Origin of the sequence: Roseovarius gahaiensis (assembly GCF_011601345.1) — a bacterium.
GTDB classification, from domain to species: domain Bacteria; phylum Pseudomonadota; class Alphaproteobacteria; order Rhodobacterales; family Rhodobacteraceae; genus Roseovarius; species Roseovarius gahaiensis.
Genome location: NZ_JAAORB010000016.1, coordinates 1 through 13,939 on the forward strand (window position 1 = coordinate 1; position 13,939 = coordinate 13,939).

10 protein-coding genes are annotated in these 13,939 nt (G+C 59.1%); 6 read left to right on the forward strand and 4 right to left on the reverse strand.

The annotated features are described in order from the left end of the window. Positions 1-202: 202 nt before the first annotated feature. From HAT86_RS09485 to HAT86_RS09505, 5 genes are all read left to right on the forward strand, one after another. Entirely contained in the window at positions 203-1,414 is a 1,212-nt protein-coding gene (locus HAT86_RS09485; RefSeq protein WP_167196401.1) for a helix-turn-helix domain-containing protein, read from the forward strand. Positions 1,415-1,501: 87 nt separating this feature from the next. Further along, a complete protein-coding gene (ispG, locus tag HAT86_RS09490; protein WP_167196404.1) occupies positions 1,502-2,632 on the forward strand; it encodes a flavodoxin-dependent (E)-4-hydroxy-3-methylbut-2-enyl-diphosphate synthase in 1,131 nt (376 codons plus the stop codon). A 72-nt stretch (positions 2,633-2,704) separates the two neighbouring features. Beyond that, on the forward strand, positions 2,705-3,451 hold the full coding sequence (locus HAT86_RS09495) for an RNA methyltransferase (RefSeq protein WP_167196507.1): 747 nt from the start codon (positions 2,705-2,707) through the stop codon (positions 3,449-3,451). A 63-nt stretch (positions 3,452-3,514) separates the two neighbouring features. Continuing rightward, a complete protein-coding gene (gene ctaA / locus HAT86_RS09500) occupies positions 3,515-4,654 on the forward strand; it encodes a heme A synthase (protein WP_167196407.1) in 1,140 nt (379 codons plus the stop codon). A gap of 3 nt (positions 4,655-4,657) precedes the next feature. Next, entirely contained in the window at positions 4,658-6,136 is a 1,479-nt protein-coding gene (locus HAT86_RS09505) for a carboxypeptidase M32 (protein ID WP_167196410.1), read from the forward strand. Positions 6,137-6,171: 35 nt separating this feature from the next. Here the strand turns inward: HAT86_RS09505 and HAT86_RS09510 are convergent, their stop codons facing one another. The 3 genes from HAT86_RS09510 to HAT86_RS09520 form a co-directional block, all read right to left on the reverse strand. After that, on the reverse strand, positions 6,172-8,046 hold the full coding sequence (locus HAT86_RS09510; RefSeq protein ID WP_167196510.1) for a polysaccharide biosynthesis protein: 1,875 nt from the start codon (positions 8,044-8,046) through the stop codon (positions 6,172-6,174). A gap of 237 nt (positions 8,047-8,283) precedes the next feature. Beyond that, complete coding sequence (locus tag HAT86_RS09515; RefSeq protein ID WP_167196413.1) at positions 8,284-8,907, reverse strand: sugar transferase; 624 nt, start codon at positions 8,905-8,907, stop codon at positions 8,284-8,286. Next, entirely contained in the window at positions 8,904-9,749 is an 846-nt protein-coding gene (locus HAT86_RS09520) for an NAD-dependent epimerase/dehydratase family protein (protein ID WP_167196416.1), read from the reverse strand. The genes HAT86_RS09515 and HAT86_RS09520 overlap by 4 nt, the downstream gene beginning before the upstream one ends. A 201-nt stretch (positions 9,750-9,950) precedes the next feature. Here HAT86_RS09520 and HAT86_RS09525 point away from each other — a divergent pair, with 201 nt between their 5' ends. Continuing rightward, on the forward strand, positions 9,951-10,973 hold the full coding sequence (locus HAT86_RS09525; protein ID WP_231125870.1) for a polysaccharide biosynthesis/export family protein: 1,023 nt from the start codon (positions 9,951-9,953) through the stop codon (positions 10,971-10,973). A 90-nt stretch (positions 10,974-11,063) separates the two neighbouring features. Here HAT86_RS09525 and gyrA read toward each other — a convergent pair whose 3' ends face one another. Further along, positions 11,064-13,838 carry a DNA gyrase subunit A gene (gene gyrA / locus HAT86_RS09530; RefSeq protein ID WP_167196419.1) on the reverse strand — a complete coding sequence of 925 codons (2,775 nt, stop codon included), beginning with the start codon at positions 13,836-13,838 and terminating at the stop codon, positions 11,064-11,066. Positions 13,839-13,939: the final 101 nt, after the last annotated feature.

The window sequence follows — 13,939 nt, forward strand, 5'->3', positions numbered from 1 at the left end:
GCATGGCCCCAAGGAAATGGATGCGCTGATTGGCGCGATGGATGAATTATGGAGCCACTGCGCGCTGAATCGCGTCGAAATGACAGGATAATATTCGGTTAGCTGTAAAACGCCTTGCCTTGTGTTAAGATTAGGAAAACAACGGACATGCTGTCGAATCGAGTCAGGCGAAAGCGTGTAATAGGTGCAAGGGGCAGGCCGCATGATCGGGCGCAAGTTTACGCGCAAGGCTGAAGATCAAGAACCAGAGCCGCGAGGCTTTGACGATTTTGACTTGCGCCTCGGCGATTTGATGCGCGGAGAGCGCGCGACACTCGGAAAATCCCTTCTGGACGTTGAGCGAGAACTTCGCATCAAGGCGTCTTATGTGGCGGCGATTGAAAACGCCGATCCCAGTGCTTTTGACACTCCGGGTTTTATACCCGGCTACGTGCGCTCGTATGCCCGATATCTGAATATGGACCCCGACAAAGCCTTTGCCGCGTTCTGCGCGGAAAGCGGATTTTCCACAGCCCACGGGATGTCTGCCGAGGCGTCGTCGGTGCGCAAGCCGCAACCGGCGGCACAAAAACGATCTGCGCGACCGGTTGATCCTCTGGTCTCGCCCAATACGCCCTTTGCCCCGGCCAAAGAAAGCATGCTATCGCGGATTGAACCCGGCGCCGTTGGCTCGGTTCTGGTCTTGGTGGCTTTGATCGCCGCGCTTGGCTATGGCGGATGGAGCGTTTTGAACGAAGTTCAGCGTGTGCAATTTGCCCCGGTTGAAAACACCCCCGACGTTCTGGCCGATCTGGACCCGCTGAACGATGCGGGGCAGGGGTCGGATGAAGACCGTGACTTGGCCGGAGGGTTCGCATCGCCAGTGGTGGATGACCGGCTGGACCGCCTGTATCGTCCCGATGCGTTGGACGTGCCTGTCATGGTGGCGCGGGACGCACCGATTTCCACGCTGGATCCGTCACAAATGGGCACATTACGCCCTGATCTGCCGCGGGCAGATCGTTCAAGTACGGTTGAAGTCGCGGACAAGCCGCAAAACCTGCCAAGCCCGCAAGTCGTGGAAGACCCGTTACCGGGATTGCGCGTTGTCGCTGTGCGCCCGTCTTGGGTGCGGGTAAAGGCCACCGATGGCAGCGTGATCTTCGAAGGGATCATGAACGCAGGCGATACGTATGACGTGCCACAAACCCAAGAGCCGCCGACAATGCGCGTCGGCGAATCCGGTGCGATTTATTTTGCGGTCAATGGCAAGCATTACGGACCGGCTGGTGCGCGCGGCTCGGTCACATCAGACTTGGCGCTTGAGGCCGAGGGCCTAAGCACGGCTTACGACGTGGCCGATATCCAGCAAGACGAAGATTTGCTGCGCTATGTCGCCGAACTTGAGACCGGGGACCGCACGCCGCAGGACTAACCGTCGCGCCGCGATTGCACTGCGTGCGCTCGCGCCCTATCTTGCGCCTTGACACAGTCCATTTCATACAGTCCTTGGGGGCAAGCGATGTCGCTTAATCCGATCCGTCCATGGCGCAATATCGAACGCCGCAAAAGCCGCCAGATCATGGTGGGCAATGTTCCCGTTGGGGGCGATGCGCCGATCACCGTGCAAACCATGACCAACACAATGACAACCGATATCCCCGGCACAATCGCGCAAGTGCAGGCCGCTGCGGATGCAGGGGCGGATATCGTGCGCGTGTCGGTCCCCGACGAGGATTCGGCCCGCGCGCTGAAAGAAATCGTGCGCGAAAGCCCGGTGCCCATCGTGGCCGATATTCATTTCCACTACCGCCGCGGGATCGAAGCCGCCGAAGCCGGGGCCGCGTGCCTGCGCATAAACCCCGGTAATATCGGCAGCCCCGAACGTGTGCGCGAGGTGATCAAAGCGGCGCGCGATCACGGCTGTTCGATGCGGATCGGCGTGAACGCCGGTAGCTTGGAAAAGCATCTGCTGGACAAATACGGCGAACCCACGCCCGACGCCATGGTCGAAAGCGGATTGGATCATATCAAAGCCTTGCAAGATAACGATTTTCACGAGTTCAAGATTAGCTGCAAAGCGTCGGATGTTTTCATGGCGACCGCCGCCTACCAGATGCTGGCCGAGCAGACAGACGCCCCCATTCACCTTGGCATCACCGAGGCCGGGGGGCTGACAACTGGCACGATCAAATCTGCCATCGGGTTGGGCAACCTGCTGTGGATGGGCATCGGCGACACGATCCGCGTCAGCCTCAGCGCCGATCCGGTGGAAGAGGTCAAGGTTGGGTATGAAATCCTCAAGTCGCTTGGCCTGCGCCATCGCGGCGTGAATATCATTTCCTGCCCCTCCTGCGCGCGACAGGGGTTTGACGTGATCAAGACGGTCGAAGCTTTGGAAGAACGGCTGGAGCATATCAAAACCCCGATGAGCCTGAGCATCATCGGCTGCGTGGTCAATGGCCCCGGTGAGGCCTTGATGACCGATGTCGGCTTTACCGGCGGCGGTGCGGGCAGTGGCATGGTGTATCTGGCCGGTAAGGCCAGCCACAAAATGTCCAATGCCGAAATGATCGAGCATATCGTCGAACAGGTTGAAAAACGCGCCGCCGAGATCGACGCCGAAGAGGCCGAGCGCCCGGCCGCCGAGTAAAAGGCGCGGCGGGGCTTTTCAGTGTCGCGCCGCTGTCATATGAGGCAGGCAACCACTTTACCCGAGGATGCCATGCCCACCGATACCCCACAGCCCTCTTTCGTTCTGGTGCGCCCACAAATGGGGGAAAACATCGGCGCGGCGGCGCGCGCGATGTGGAACTTCGGACTGGACCGCATGTGCGTTGTGGCCCCGCGTGACGGCTGGCCCAACCCCAAGGCGGTGGCCATGGCCAGTGGTGCGGGCCGCTTGCTGGACGAGGCGCGGCTGGTCGATAGCCTGCCCGAGGCGGTGGCCGATTGCCATTTTGTCATGGCCACCACAGCACGGGCGCGCGGGCTGACCAAACCGGTGTTCAGCCCCGAACGCGCCATGCAAGAGGCCGCCAGCCGGATCGCCGAGGGGCAAAAAGTGGCCGTGCTGTTTGGCCCTGAACGGGCAGGGCTTGAAAACGACGATGTCGCGCGCGCCAATGCGATCATCAACGTGCCGGTCAATCCCGAATTTCCCAGTTTGAATTTGGCCCAATGCGTGTTGCTGACGGGTTATGAATGGCGGCGCGCGCAGGGCAATATCGTGGATGAACGTGTCGATATGGCGCGCGCGGATTGGGCCGAACAGATCGAGATTGAGAAACTGGCCGAGCACTATGATGAGCGCCTGACGCAGGCGGGATTCTTCTTCCCCGAGCACAAAGCCGAAGGCATGCGCACCAACCTGCGCAACATGTGGAGCCGCATGCCGTTGACACGCGCCGATGTGCAGATGCTGCACGGTGTGCTGCGGCAGATGGTCCGCTGGAAAGAGCGCGGCCGTTGACCGCGCTTGAAGCAGGCAGGGGCGCGCACTACTCTTCAGCGCAGAGCAGTCAAGGAAACAGGCATGACGAACAAGCGCAGCATTTTCGAGGACGTGACCGAGGCGCAACCGCGCCGTGAGGTGCCCAAAGGTGGTATGATTGATGCCGGGCGCCGTGGCGCGCGCGGCGCGATCCGTGTTTGGTTGATGCTGCTGTTTGCCTTGGTGGTCGTGATGATCGCCGTGGGCGGCCTGACGCGCCTGACAGATAGCGGCCTGTCGATCACCGAGTGGAAACCCCTGACCGGCGCCTTGCCGCCCATGAGCGCGGCGGATTGGCAGGTGGAATTCGACAAGTACCGGCAAATCCCTGAATATCAGTTGCAGAATAAGGGCATGAGCCTGTCTGAGTTCAAGGTGATCTATTGGTGGGAATGGGGCCATCGGCAATTGGGCCGGGTGATCGGCCTTGTCTGGGCGGTTGGTTTCTTTGGCTTTTTGGCCGCGCGCAAGATCCCTGCGGGCTGGACCGGGCGGCTGTTTTTGCTGGGTGTTCTGGGTGGCGCGCAGGGCGCGATCGGCTGGTGGATGGTCAGTTCGGGCCTTGAGGGCGAGATGTTGGATGTCGCCAGCTACCGCTTGGCCACGCATCTGGGGCTGGCCTTTGTCATCCTTGGGTTCATTGCGTGGTACACCATGCTGTTGGGTCGTGAAGAGCGTGATCTGATGCAGGCTCGGCGCGGGAAAGAGGCAAAGCTATTTGGCCTGTCCACGGGCTGGATGCATTTTGCATTTTTGCAAATTCTGATCGGGGCTTTGGTGGCCGGGATCGACGCCGGGCGCAGCTATACCGACTGGCCGCTGATGGCGGGCGGTTTGCTGCCGCCAGATTTCTGGATCGCGGAAATGGGCTGGCGCAACTTCTTTGAAAACCCCGGTCTGGTGCAATTCATTCACCGCATGGTGGGCTATGCTCTGTTGGCATATGGTGTAATGGTCTGGCTTAAGGGGCGGCGCAGCGCCTATGTGGCCACCCGTGCGGCGTTTACGGCAGCCTTTATCGCGCTCTGTGCGCAGGTGGTTTTGGGCATTGTCACGGTGCTGTATATTGCCGCTTGGGAGGTGGCGATCGTGCATCAGGTGCTGGCGGTTGTACTGTGGGTGCTGATCCTGCGCGCCCGGTTCCAAAGCCTTTATCCCGTGGCCCAATCGGTGCGGGGATAAGCCATGACCGCCTTTGACCGTCTGATGGCATGGTCGCGTGAGACCCAGGCACTGGCGCAAGTGGCGGGCCGTCTTGGCTGGGATCAAGAAACCATGATGCCGCGCGGCGCAGCCGGGCAACGTGCCGAGGAAATGGGCGCGATGGAGGCTGTCTTGCATGCGCGGCGGACCGACTCAAAGGTTGGTGAGTGGCTGGCCGAGGCTGAAGCCCCCGACACCGCAGGCCACGCGCAATTGAGACTCATTCGGCGTGACTATGAACGCGCAATCAAGGTGCCCGGCGATCTGGCCGCCGCATTGGCCCGCCTGACCAGCCGGGCGCAGGGTGTCTGGGCGCAAGCGCGCGCGACCGATGATATGGCGCTGTTTGCGCCGGTGCTGTCCGAGGTTGTTGAGCTCAAACGACAAGAGGCTGTCGCACTGGCCGATGGAACAGGGCGCAGTCTGTATGACGCCTTGCTGGATGACTACGAGCCGGGCGCCAGCGCCGCGCAGATCCAAGAGATGTTCAGCCAGATGCGCCCGCGTCTGGTGGCGCTGCGCGAACATGCGCTTGCCGGCCCTCAGCCGCCCGCTTTGACAGGCGACTTCGACGAGGTCGCGCAAATGGCCTTGTCGCGTGAGTTGGCAGAACGGTTTGGCTATGATCTGGGCCGGGGCCGGATTGACAAGGCTGTGCATCCGTTCAGTTCGGGATCGGGCGATGATGTGCGGATCACCACGCGGACGGTCGCCAATGATCCGTTTAACTGTCTTTATTCCACGATTCACGAAGTGGGCCATGCCTGTTACGAGCAAGCGATTGATCAAGCCTATCACCTGACCCCGGTGGGGCAGGGTGTGTCCATGGGGGTGCATGAAAGCCAAAGCCGGATCTACGAAAACCAGCTGGGCCGTAGCCGCGCCTTTTGTGGGTTTCTGTATCAGCAGATGCGCGACCGGTTCGGTGATCTCGGCGTCGACGGGCCGGATACCTTTTATGCGGCGGTGAACCGGGTGCATCGGGGCTTTATCCGCACCGAAGCGGACGAGGTGCAATACAACCTGCATATCATGCTGCGGTTTGATCTGGAACGCGCGCTGATGGCGGGTGACTTGCAGGTGCAAGATCTTGAAGCGGCTTGGAATGATCGCTTTGCCGCTGATTTCGGCTATGCCGTGGATCGTCCGGCCAATGGTGTTTTGCAGTATGTGCATTGGTCTGTGGGGCTGTTTGGGTATTTCCCGACCTACGCGCTTGGAAACCTTTACGCGGGTTGCTTGCACACGGCGTTGCGGCGCGACCTGCCAGATCTGGATGACGCGCTTGCACAGGGTGATCCGGGTCCGGCAACAGGGTGGCTGGCCGACAAGGTGCAGCGCCACGGCGGGCTCTTCGCGCCTCAAGAGGTGATAACACGGGCGTGTGACGGGCAAGCGCCCGATGCGGAGCCGCTACTGAGCTATCTTGAGAACAAATTCGGCGCGCTTTACGCGGGCTGAACCTGCAAGCATGCAACGCCTTTGGTGGCTGGCGCCTACTCAGCCACCACCAAGCGAGCAGCGGGCTTTTTCGGCGGCATCTCGATCCAAGTTTTCAGGGTGTCTTCCAGCAGTGTCATATCCCGGGTCTCAAGGGATTTGCGCAGGTTTGAAAGGGCCTTGGCCGTTTCCAGTTCTGACAAGCCGTATTCCTGAGCGCGCATGATCTTGGGATGTGGCGTCGACAACAAATTGCCTGAGCCGATCAACAATTCCTCGTGGAGCTTTTCGCCGGGTCGCAGGCCGGTGACTTGAATCTCGATGTCGCCATTCGGATTCGCCGCATCGCGCACGCACAGGCCCGCTTGTTCGATCATACGCCGGGCCAGATCACGCACCGGCACCGGACGACCCATGTCCAGAACGAAGACATCACCGCCATACGTAAAAGAACCTGCCAGCAATACCAAGCGGACGGCCTCGGGGATGGTCATGAAATAGCGGGTCACATCGCTATGGGTCAGGGTGACAGGACCGCCATTGGCAATCTGTTCTTCAAACAACGGCATGACCGATCCAGATGATCCCAGAACATTGCCAAAGCGAACCATGGAAAAGCGGGTATGCGACGACCGCGCCGCCAGATCCTGCACGATGAGTTCCGCAAAGCGTTTCGAAGCGCCCATCATGGATTTCGGGCGCACGGCCTTGTCGGTTGAGACAAGGATGAAACGGTCAACATTGGCTCGGCGCGCCGCCTCGGCCACGGTTTTGGTTCCCAGAACATTGTTGCGCATACCGGCAAGCGCGTTGTCTTCGACGATGCACACGTGTTTATACGCCGCGGCATGCAGCACGATGTTGATGCCGTGGCGCTGCATCACTTCGGAAATCAAGGCCTCGTCGCAGACCGAGCCAAGGATCGTGACGATCTCAACGCCAGTGTCCAATGCGCTTAATTGGCGGTGAACCGTGTAGAGGGAAAGTTCGTTATGGTCGAGCAAGACCAGACGCCGCGGCGCACAGGTGATCAACTGATGGCAAAGTTCCGAGCCGATGGAGCCCCCGGCGCCGGTGACCAAAATACTTTCACCTGAATAACTGAGGCTGACGCCCGGAAGCTCATGTTCCAACTGATCGCGACCAAGGATCGTATTCAGGTTCAAGGGGCGCGTTTCCCACGCTTGGCGCTGCGTATTGCCGACCAGATCGCAGAAGGACGGCAGAATATGCACCTCGCATCCGGCTGGCAGCAGGCGTTGCCGGATCGAGGCCTGAGTCGACAGGTTGACGCTTGGCATGGCCAAAACGATCCGGTCAATTTTTTTCCGGTCTACGATGGTTGGAATTTCTTTCGAGGAGTACACGCGCAGCCCGGCAATCGTGAGCCCTTGAAGGCGGCGGTCGTCATCTACGAAGGCAACCGCCTCCAATGCGTCGTCCGTCGAGAGCGCCGAGGCAAGTTGCTGGCCGGTCTGGCCAGCGCCGTAAATCAGAATGCGCCGCCGCGCGCGGTTGTCGCGGTAAAGTTTCAGAACCAATTGCCGGATGATGAGCCGCCCGGCGACACTGGCGATCAGAAACAGCATCCCGCCAACCGCGAATTCCTGTGGCGGTGTGGCGCTGCCAAGGGCCGCCGATGCGATCATTCCCATGGCCACCAACAACACGGCTGTCAGCGCCGTGTCACGTAACCCTTCGACTTGATAAGAATTTAGCTTGATCCGGTGCAGGCCTAGTAAAAACACAATGCCCGCAGCGGACAGCATCAAGATACCAAGCTCCAACAGACTGTGCCATTGCAACAAACGCTCGAACGCGGCAGGGCCAAACAAGACAAATTTTGCAAAAACAAAGCTGAACGCCGTGATCACAACGTCAAAACACAACAATAGTGTGTTTTTGCCACGGCGGCTGAGGGAGATCAGCATCTTATAAATCAAACTTACACCTCCGCACAGACACCGAACAAACGATCTAGACCTGACAAGATTTCCCTATGAGGGGAAGACGTGACGCACCATACGTAAATGTATAACAACTATAAGGCATTGTAGGGGGAATATATTTCCCTTCACAACCTTAATCATCATCAACGAGGGAATGAGTGCCTATTTTTTGGTCAAATGAAATCGTTTACAACCCGCAAAAAGGTTTAGTTCGTTCGATTAGCGCTTTTTGGCCGATGCGCCGATGATCCGCGCGACTGTTTCAAGAATCAATCTCATGTCAAAACACAGGCTTTGATTCTCCGCCCAGATCATGTCGAGCCGCGCTTTGACCGGGACGCAGCGGCGTGAATAGAGTTGATCGGTTTGCTCTGCGGTTTGGCAGGTTGCCAATAGCCGTTCTTCGGTGCGGTGATAGCGCAGGGTGGCCAGTCCGGTGACGCCCGGACGATGCGTCAAAACCTGTGCGTAAATTGCGGGATGCTTTTCGACATAGTGGCGCAAGGGGGGCCGGGGGCCAACAAAGCTCATGTCGCCACGTAGGATATTGAGCAGTTGGGGAAGTTCGTCGAAACGGGTTTTGCGTAAGATGCGCCCGGTGCGGGTGACGCGTGCCGCCTTGTCGCCGCCTGACACACCGGAATCATGGTTAGCCACTGTCATCGTGCGAAATTTCCATAAGATAAAGGCTTGGTCGGGCGTTTTCATACGTTCTGACAGGTAAAATACAGGTCGACCGTCACGAACCAAAATCAGCAAGGTAATCAGCAAAATTATGGGCGAAAGCACCAAAGCCAGCACCAGTGCCAGAACCAGATCGGTGATGCGTTTTGACACTCTCATGACCCCGCTTGCGTATTTTTGAGATCTTCGATCATTGCGACAGCATCGGCATCAAGCGCCACATCGGGCAGCGCAGAGGAAAGCCGCGTGACATCAAGCGTGACAGTTTGCACCGCCTCGGCCGGGGCATCGCGCCATGATATCTTGCGCCCGGCGGCGTGCAGCAAATTGGCCATGGCGACAGGGTGCCGTGCGGCCACATTCACAACGCTTGGCAGACGATCCGGGGGCAGGGCCGCCAGCCCGGCCAACACCCGTGCCAACATTCCGGGGGCAATGTAGCTGCGCACCGGGCCGCCGCCATCGGGAAACCTGTCCAGTTGCGCAAGGTTTTGACCGGTCAGGGCCGCAGCAAGGCTGTCGGCCCCGACGACATTGGCAAGCCGCAAGCAGCAATGAGCCACGGGGCTGTTCGTGGCAAGCCGTGCAACCCGCTGCTCCATGCGCAATTTCGCATGGCCATACTGTGTGGCTGGACGCGGCTGCGCGGTGGTTTCGCTCATGTTGCTGCCCGGTCCATAGATTCCAGCGGACGACATATGCAGCACACGCCGCGCCCCAAGCTGGAGGGCCAGATCGTGTGCGGTCTCAGCCAAACGGATGTTGCCGTTCAAAGCCACGGGATCGCCAGCGGTGATGCCCCACAGGGCGATGATCGTGTCACAGCGCGGCAACACATCTATCGGGTCGCCGGGGGACCACCGGATATCACCGGCATGTCCGTGTGAGACGGTCACAGTGGTTAATGCCGTGTCGCCCGCGCCCCAAACCGGGCCAAGCCGCCCGGCCAAGCGGCCCCCGGCACCTGTAACAAGGATATCGCAGGCTAATCGGTGTTTCATACGCACATCTTGGCAACAGAATTCAGGGGCTGAAAAATATTCTGTTTGTCTAGCATTGTTTACATGCGGTAGGAAACCGACAATAGATTGTATCGGAGAGCAGGTTTGCAACGTTTGGGACGATTGGTGTTATGCGCCACGGTAGCGGTCAGTGTCGCAGGGTGCAGTTTGCCAAGGGGCGCGGCTATTCAATCAGAAGTTTTGCGTGAGGATCAGGCTGAAGCGCCCAGTTTCCAAGTGGTCCCTGTCACCCGTGATGCGGCCAGTGCACTGGCACAGTGGCCCAAGACCGGGTGGAAAGGGCATTATAATTGGTTCAAGGACAGCCGCGGTGCCGATTCTTCGGTGATCCAAACCGGTGATACGATGCAGATCGTGATCTGGGATAATCAGGAAAACTCGTTGCTGGCCGGACAAGGCACGAAGCTTACGCAAATGCCTCCGACGACCGTGTCGTCATCGGGTAAAATTTTCATGCCCTATGTGGGACATGTGCCCGTGCGTGGGTTGACCACGGATGCGGCGCGCGACCGTTTGCAAAAACGATTGGAACAGATTGCCTCTTCGGCGCAGGTGCAGCTTGCCGTGACAGAAGGCCGTAACAATTCGGTCGATGTTGTGGGCGGGGTTGCGACGCCCGGCCGTATTCCGCTGGAATCACGTAACACCGGCATTCTGAGCGTGATCGCGCAAACGGGCGGCATCAAGGATGGTTTGCGCAACCCATTGGTGCGCTTGCAACGCGGGGGGCAGACCTATGATATTCTGGCCCGCGATTTGTTGGCTGACGCCAGCTATAATGTCCGGATTCGCGGTGGCGACCATCTCAACATTGTCGAAGATGAGCGCAGCTTTAACGTTTTGGGCGCCGCGGGCACCCAACAACTGATCTATTTCGAAAAAGAACGTATGAGCGTGATGGAGGCCCTGTCGGCAATGGGGGGGCTAGAGGCCAACCGTGCCAACCCGAAGGGTGTGCTTATCTTGCGTGAATACAAGGCCGAACATCTAAAACCCGGTATGGCAGGGCCCGACATGCAGCAGGTGGTCTTTACCCTTGATCTGACAAGTGCCGACGGCCTGTTTGCCGCGCGTCAGTTCGATATTCAGCCCAATGATACCTTGCTTGTCACCGAATCGCCGGTCAATGCGGCCCGGACGATCCTTGGTTTGATGGGGAATGTTGTTGGCTTCGGGAGTACGCTGAACAACGTGTCCAACTAAACAGCCCGTCTTGTAACAAAGCGCCCCGCAATCAAATGGTTGCGGGGCGCTTTTTATGTAGAAGTCGGGTTTGTTTCAGTCAGGCCGGGGCTATTCCGGCGCGCTGTCCGACGCGGGCGTCTCGGCAGTTTCGCTGATATCACCAGCATCAAGATCGGCGGCTTCCTCACCCTGATCCGCGATCCACGCGACGCTGACCACTTTTTCGCCTTTACCGGTGTTGAATACTTTGACCCCACCAGCACTGCGCGAGCGGAAGGAAATGCCCTGAATCGGCACCCGGATGGATTGGCCACGCGATGTGGCCAGCATGATCTGATCCTCAAGCGAGACCGGGAACGACGCCACCAAGGCCCCGCCGCGCATCGCCTTATCCATGGCCTGCACGCCCATGCCGCCACGGCCGCGCACCGGATAGTCATGGCTGGAACTGAGTTTGCCGGTGCCATATGCGCTGATCGTCAAAATCAGGTTTTCCGCGGTGTGCATTTCTTCAAACCGCTCGGCCGGAATATCGCCGGTGGGGGTATCTGCCTCATCGGCTTCTTCCGGTGCGCCCGCCAGGGCCCGGCGCATTTTCAGATAGGCGGCGCGTTCATCCGATGTGGCCTCGAAATGGCTGATGACGGACATCGATACGACCTGATCGTCACCTTGCAGACGAATACCGCGCACGCCTGTGGATTTGCGCCCCTTGAACACCCGCACCTCGGTGGTGGGAAAGCGGATCGCACGGCCCGAGTCGGTGACCAACATCACGTCATCGTCTTCGTTGCAGATCCGCGCATTGACCAGTTCTGTCCCGTCGGGCAGGTCCATGGCGATTTTGCCGTTGCGCTTGACGTTGATGAAATCCGACAGCGCGTTGCGCCGGACATCACCTGCGGTGGTGGCAAAGATAATTTGCAGATCGTCCCATTCGGTCTCGGGGCGGTCCACCGGCATGATGGCCGCGATCGACACGCCCTGCGGGATCGGCAGAATATTGACAATCGCCTTACCCTTCGAGGTGCGCCCGCCAAGCGGCAAGCGCCATGTCTTGAGCTTATAAACCATCCCGTCTGTGGTGAAGAACAACAGCTGCGTATGGGTGTTGGCCACGAACAGGGTCGTGACCACGTCCTCTTCTTTGGTGGCCATGCTGGACAGGCCCTTGCCGCCGCGCTTTTGCGCCCGGAAATCGGCCAGAGCTGTGCGTTTGATATAGCCGCCTTGGGTGACGGTCACGACCATGTCTTCGCGTTCGATCAGGTCTTCGTCGTCCATGTCGCCGGACCAATTCACAATCTCGGTGCGGCGCGGCACGGCGAACTGGTCTTTCACCTCGCGCAGTTCTGTTGCGATGATGCCCATGATCCGTTCGCGGCTGGCCAGAATGGCAAGGTACTCCTTGATCTTCGCCGCCAGCTCTTGCAGCTCGTCGGTAACTTCCTTGACGCCCAGTTGGGTCAGACGTTGCAGGCGCAATTCCAGAATGGCGCGCGCTTGGGTTTCAGACAGGTTATAGGTGCCGTCTTCGTTGGCCTTATGGGTCGGGTCGTCGATCAATGCGATATATTCAAGGATATCGCCGGCGGGCCAGCGGCGGGTCATCAATTTCTGGCGCGCCTCGGCCGCGTCAGCCGAGCCACGGATGGTTGCCACCACCTCATCCACATTGCTGACCGCGACGGCCAGACCGCACAGGATATGGCTGCGGTCGCGGGCCTTGCGCAATTCAAACGCGGTGCGCCGCGCAACCACCTCTTCGCGGAAGGCGATGAAGGCGGTCAGGAACCTGCGCAGGGTCAGTTGTTCGGGCTTGCCCCCGTTCAGCGCCAGCATGTTGCAGCCGAAATGCGTTTGCATCGGGGTGAAGCGGAACAATTGGTTCAACACCACCTCAGCGGTGGCGTCGCGCTTCAGCTCGACCACGACGCGCACGCCGTGACGGTCGGATTCGTCTTGCACATGGGCGATGCCATCGACGCGCTTTTCGCGGACGATTTCGGCGATTTTTTCGATCATCGCCGCCTTGTTCACCTGATAGGGGATCTCGTCGATGACGATGGCGTAGCGATCTTTGCGAATCTCTTCGACGCGGGTCTTGGCGCGGATCACGACACTGCCGCGCCCTTCAAGGTAGGCCTTGCGTGCGCCGGTTCGGCCCAGCATGATACCACCGGTCGGAAAATCGGGGCCGGGCACATACTCGATCAACTCTTCCGAACTGAGATCGGGATTGTCGATCAGGGCCAGCGTGGCCTCGCAAATCTCACCCAAGTTATGGGGTGGGATATTGGTGGCCATGCCGACGGCGATGCCACCTGCGCCATTGACCAACATATTGGGGAAGCGCGCGGGCAGAACCGTAGGCTCCAGATCCTTGCCGTCGTAATTGTCCTGAAAATCGACTGTATCTTTTTCGATATCGGCCAGCAGGGCTTGTGCGGGCTTGTCCATGCGCACTTCGGTGTAGCGCATGGCGGCGGGGTTGTCACCGTCCATTGACCCGAAATTGCCCTGACCATCCAGCAGCGGCAGCGACATCGAGAAATCCTGCGCCATCCGGACCAAGGCGTCGTAAATCGCGCTATCGCCGTGCGGGTGGTATTTACCCATCACGTCACCAATGGCACGGGCCGATTTGCGGTAAGGCTTGTCGTGGGTGTTGCCAGCTTCGTGCATCGCATAAAGGATACGCCGGTGAACCGGTTTCAAACCATCGCGCAGATCGGGGATCGCGCGGCTGACGATGACCGACATGGCGTAATCCAGATACGATGCCTTCATCTCGTCCGAGATCGAGATGCTGGGGCCATCGTAAGCAGGGCGCTCTGGCGGCGTTTGTTCTTCGTTTTCAGGGGGTTGCGGCGTGTCGTTCACGTTATTTCCCGTCCTGTCATATGAGGGCTATATACTGTGGCTGAAACTATATCAGAGGCCGGATATTGGGTGCAATGGCCCAGACAACTGCACGTTGGCAG

What these genes read in the sequence shown, in the direction of transcription:
- HAT86_RS09485 (WP_167196401.1), top strand. Translation starts at nt 203, where the DNA reads ATGATCGGGCGCAAGTTTACGCGCAAGGCTGAAGATCAAGAACCAGAG.
- ispG (WP_167196404.1), top strand. Translation starts at nt 1,502, where the DNA reads ATGTCGCTTAATCCGATCCGTCCATGGCGCAATATCGAACGCCGCAAA.
- HAT86_RS09495 (WP_167196507.1), top strand. Translation starts at nt 2,705, where the DNA reads ATGCCCACCGATACCCCACAGCCCTCTTTCGTTCTGGTGCGCCCACAA.
- ctaA (WP_167196407.1), top strand. Translation starts at nt 3,515, where the DNA reads ATGACGAACAAGCGCAGCATTTTCGAGGACGTGACCGAGGCGCAACCG.
- HAT86_RS09505 (WP_167196410.1), top strand. Translation starts at nt 4,658, where the DNA reads ATGACCGCCTTTGACCGTCTGATGGCATGGTCGCGTGAGACCCAGGCA.
- HAT86_RS09510 (WP_167196510.1), bottom strand. Translation starts at nt 8,046, where the DNA reads ATGCTGATCTCCCTCAGCCGCCGTGGCAAAAACACACTATTGTTGTGT.
- HAT86_RS09515 (WP_167196413.1), bottom strand. Translation starts at nt 8,907, where the DNA reads ATGAGAGTGTCAAAACGCATCACCGATCTGGTTCTGGCACTGGTGCTG.
- HAT86_RS09520 (WP_167196416.1), bottom strand. Translation starts at nt 9,749, where the DNA reads ATGAAACACCGATTAGCCTGCGATATCCTTGTTACAGGTGCCGGGGGC.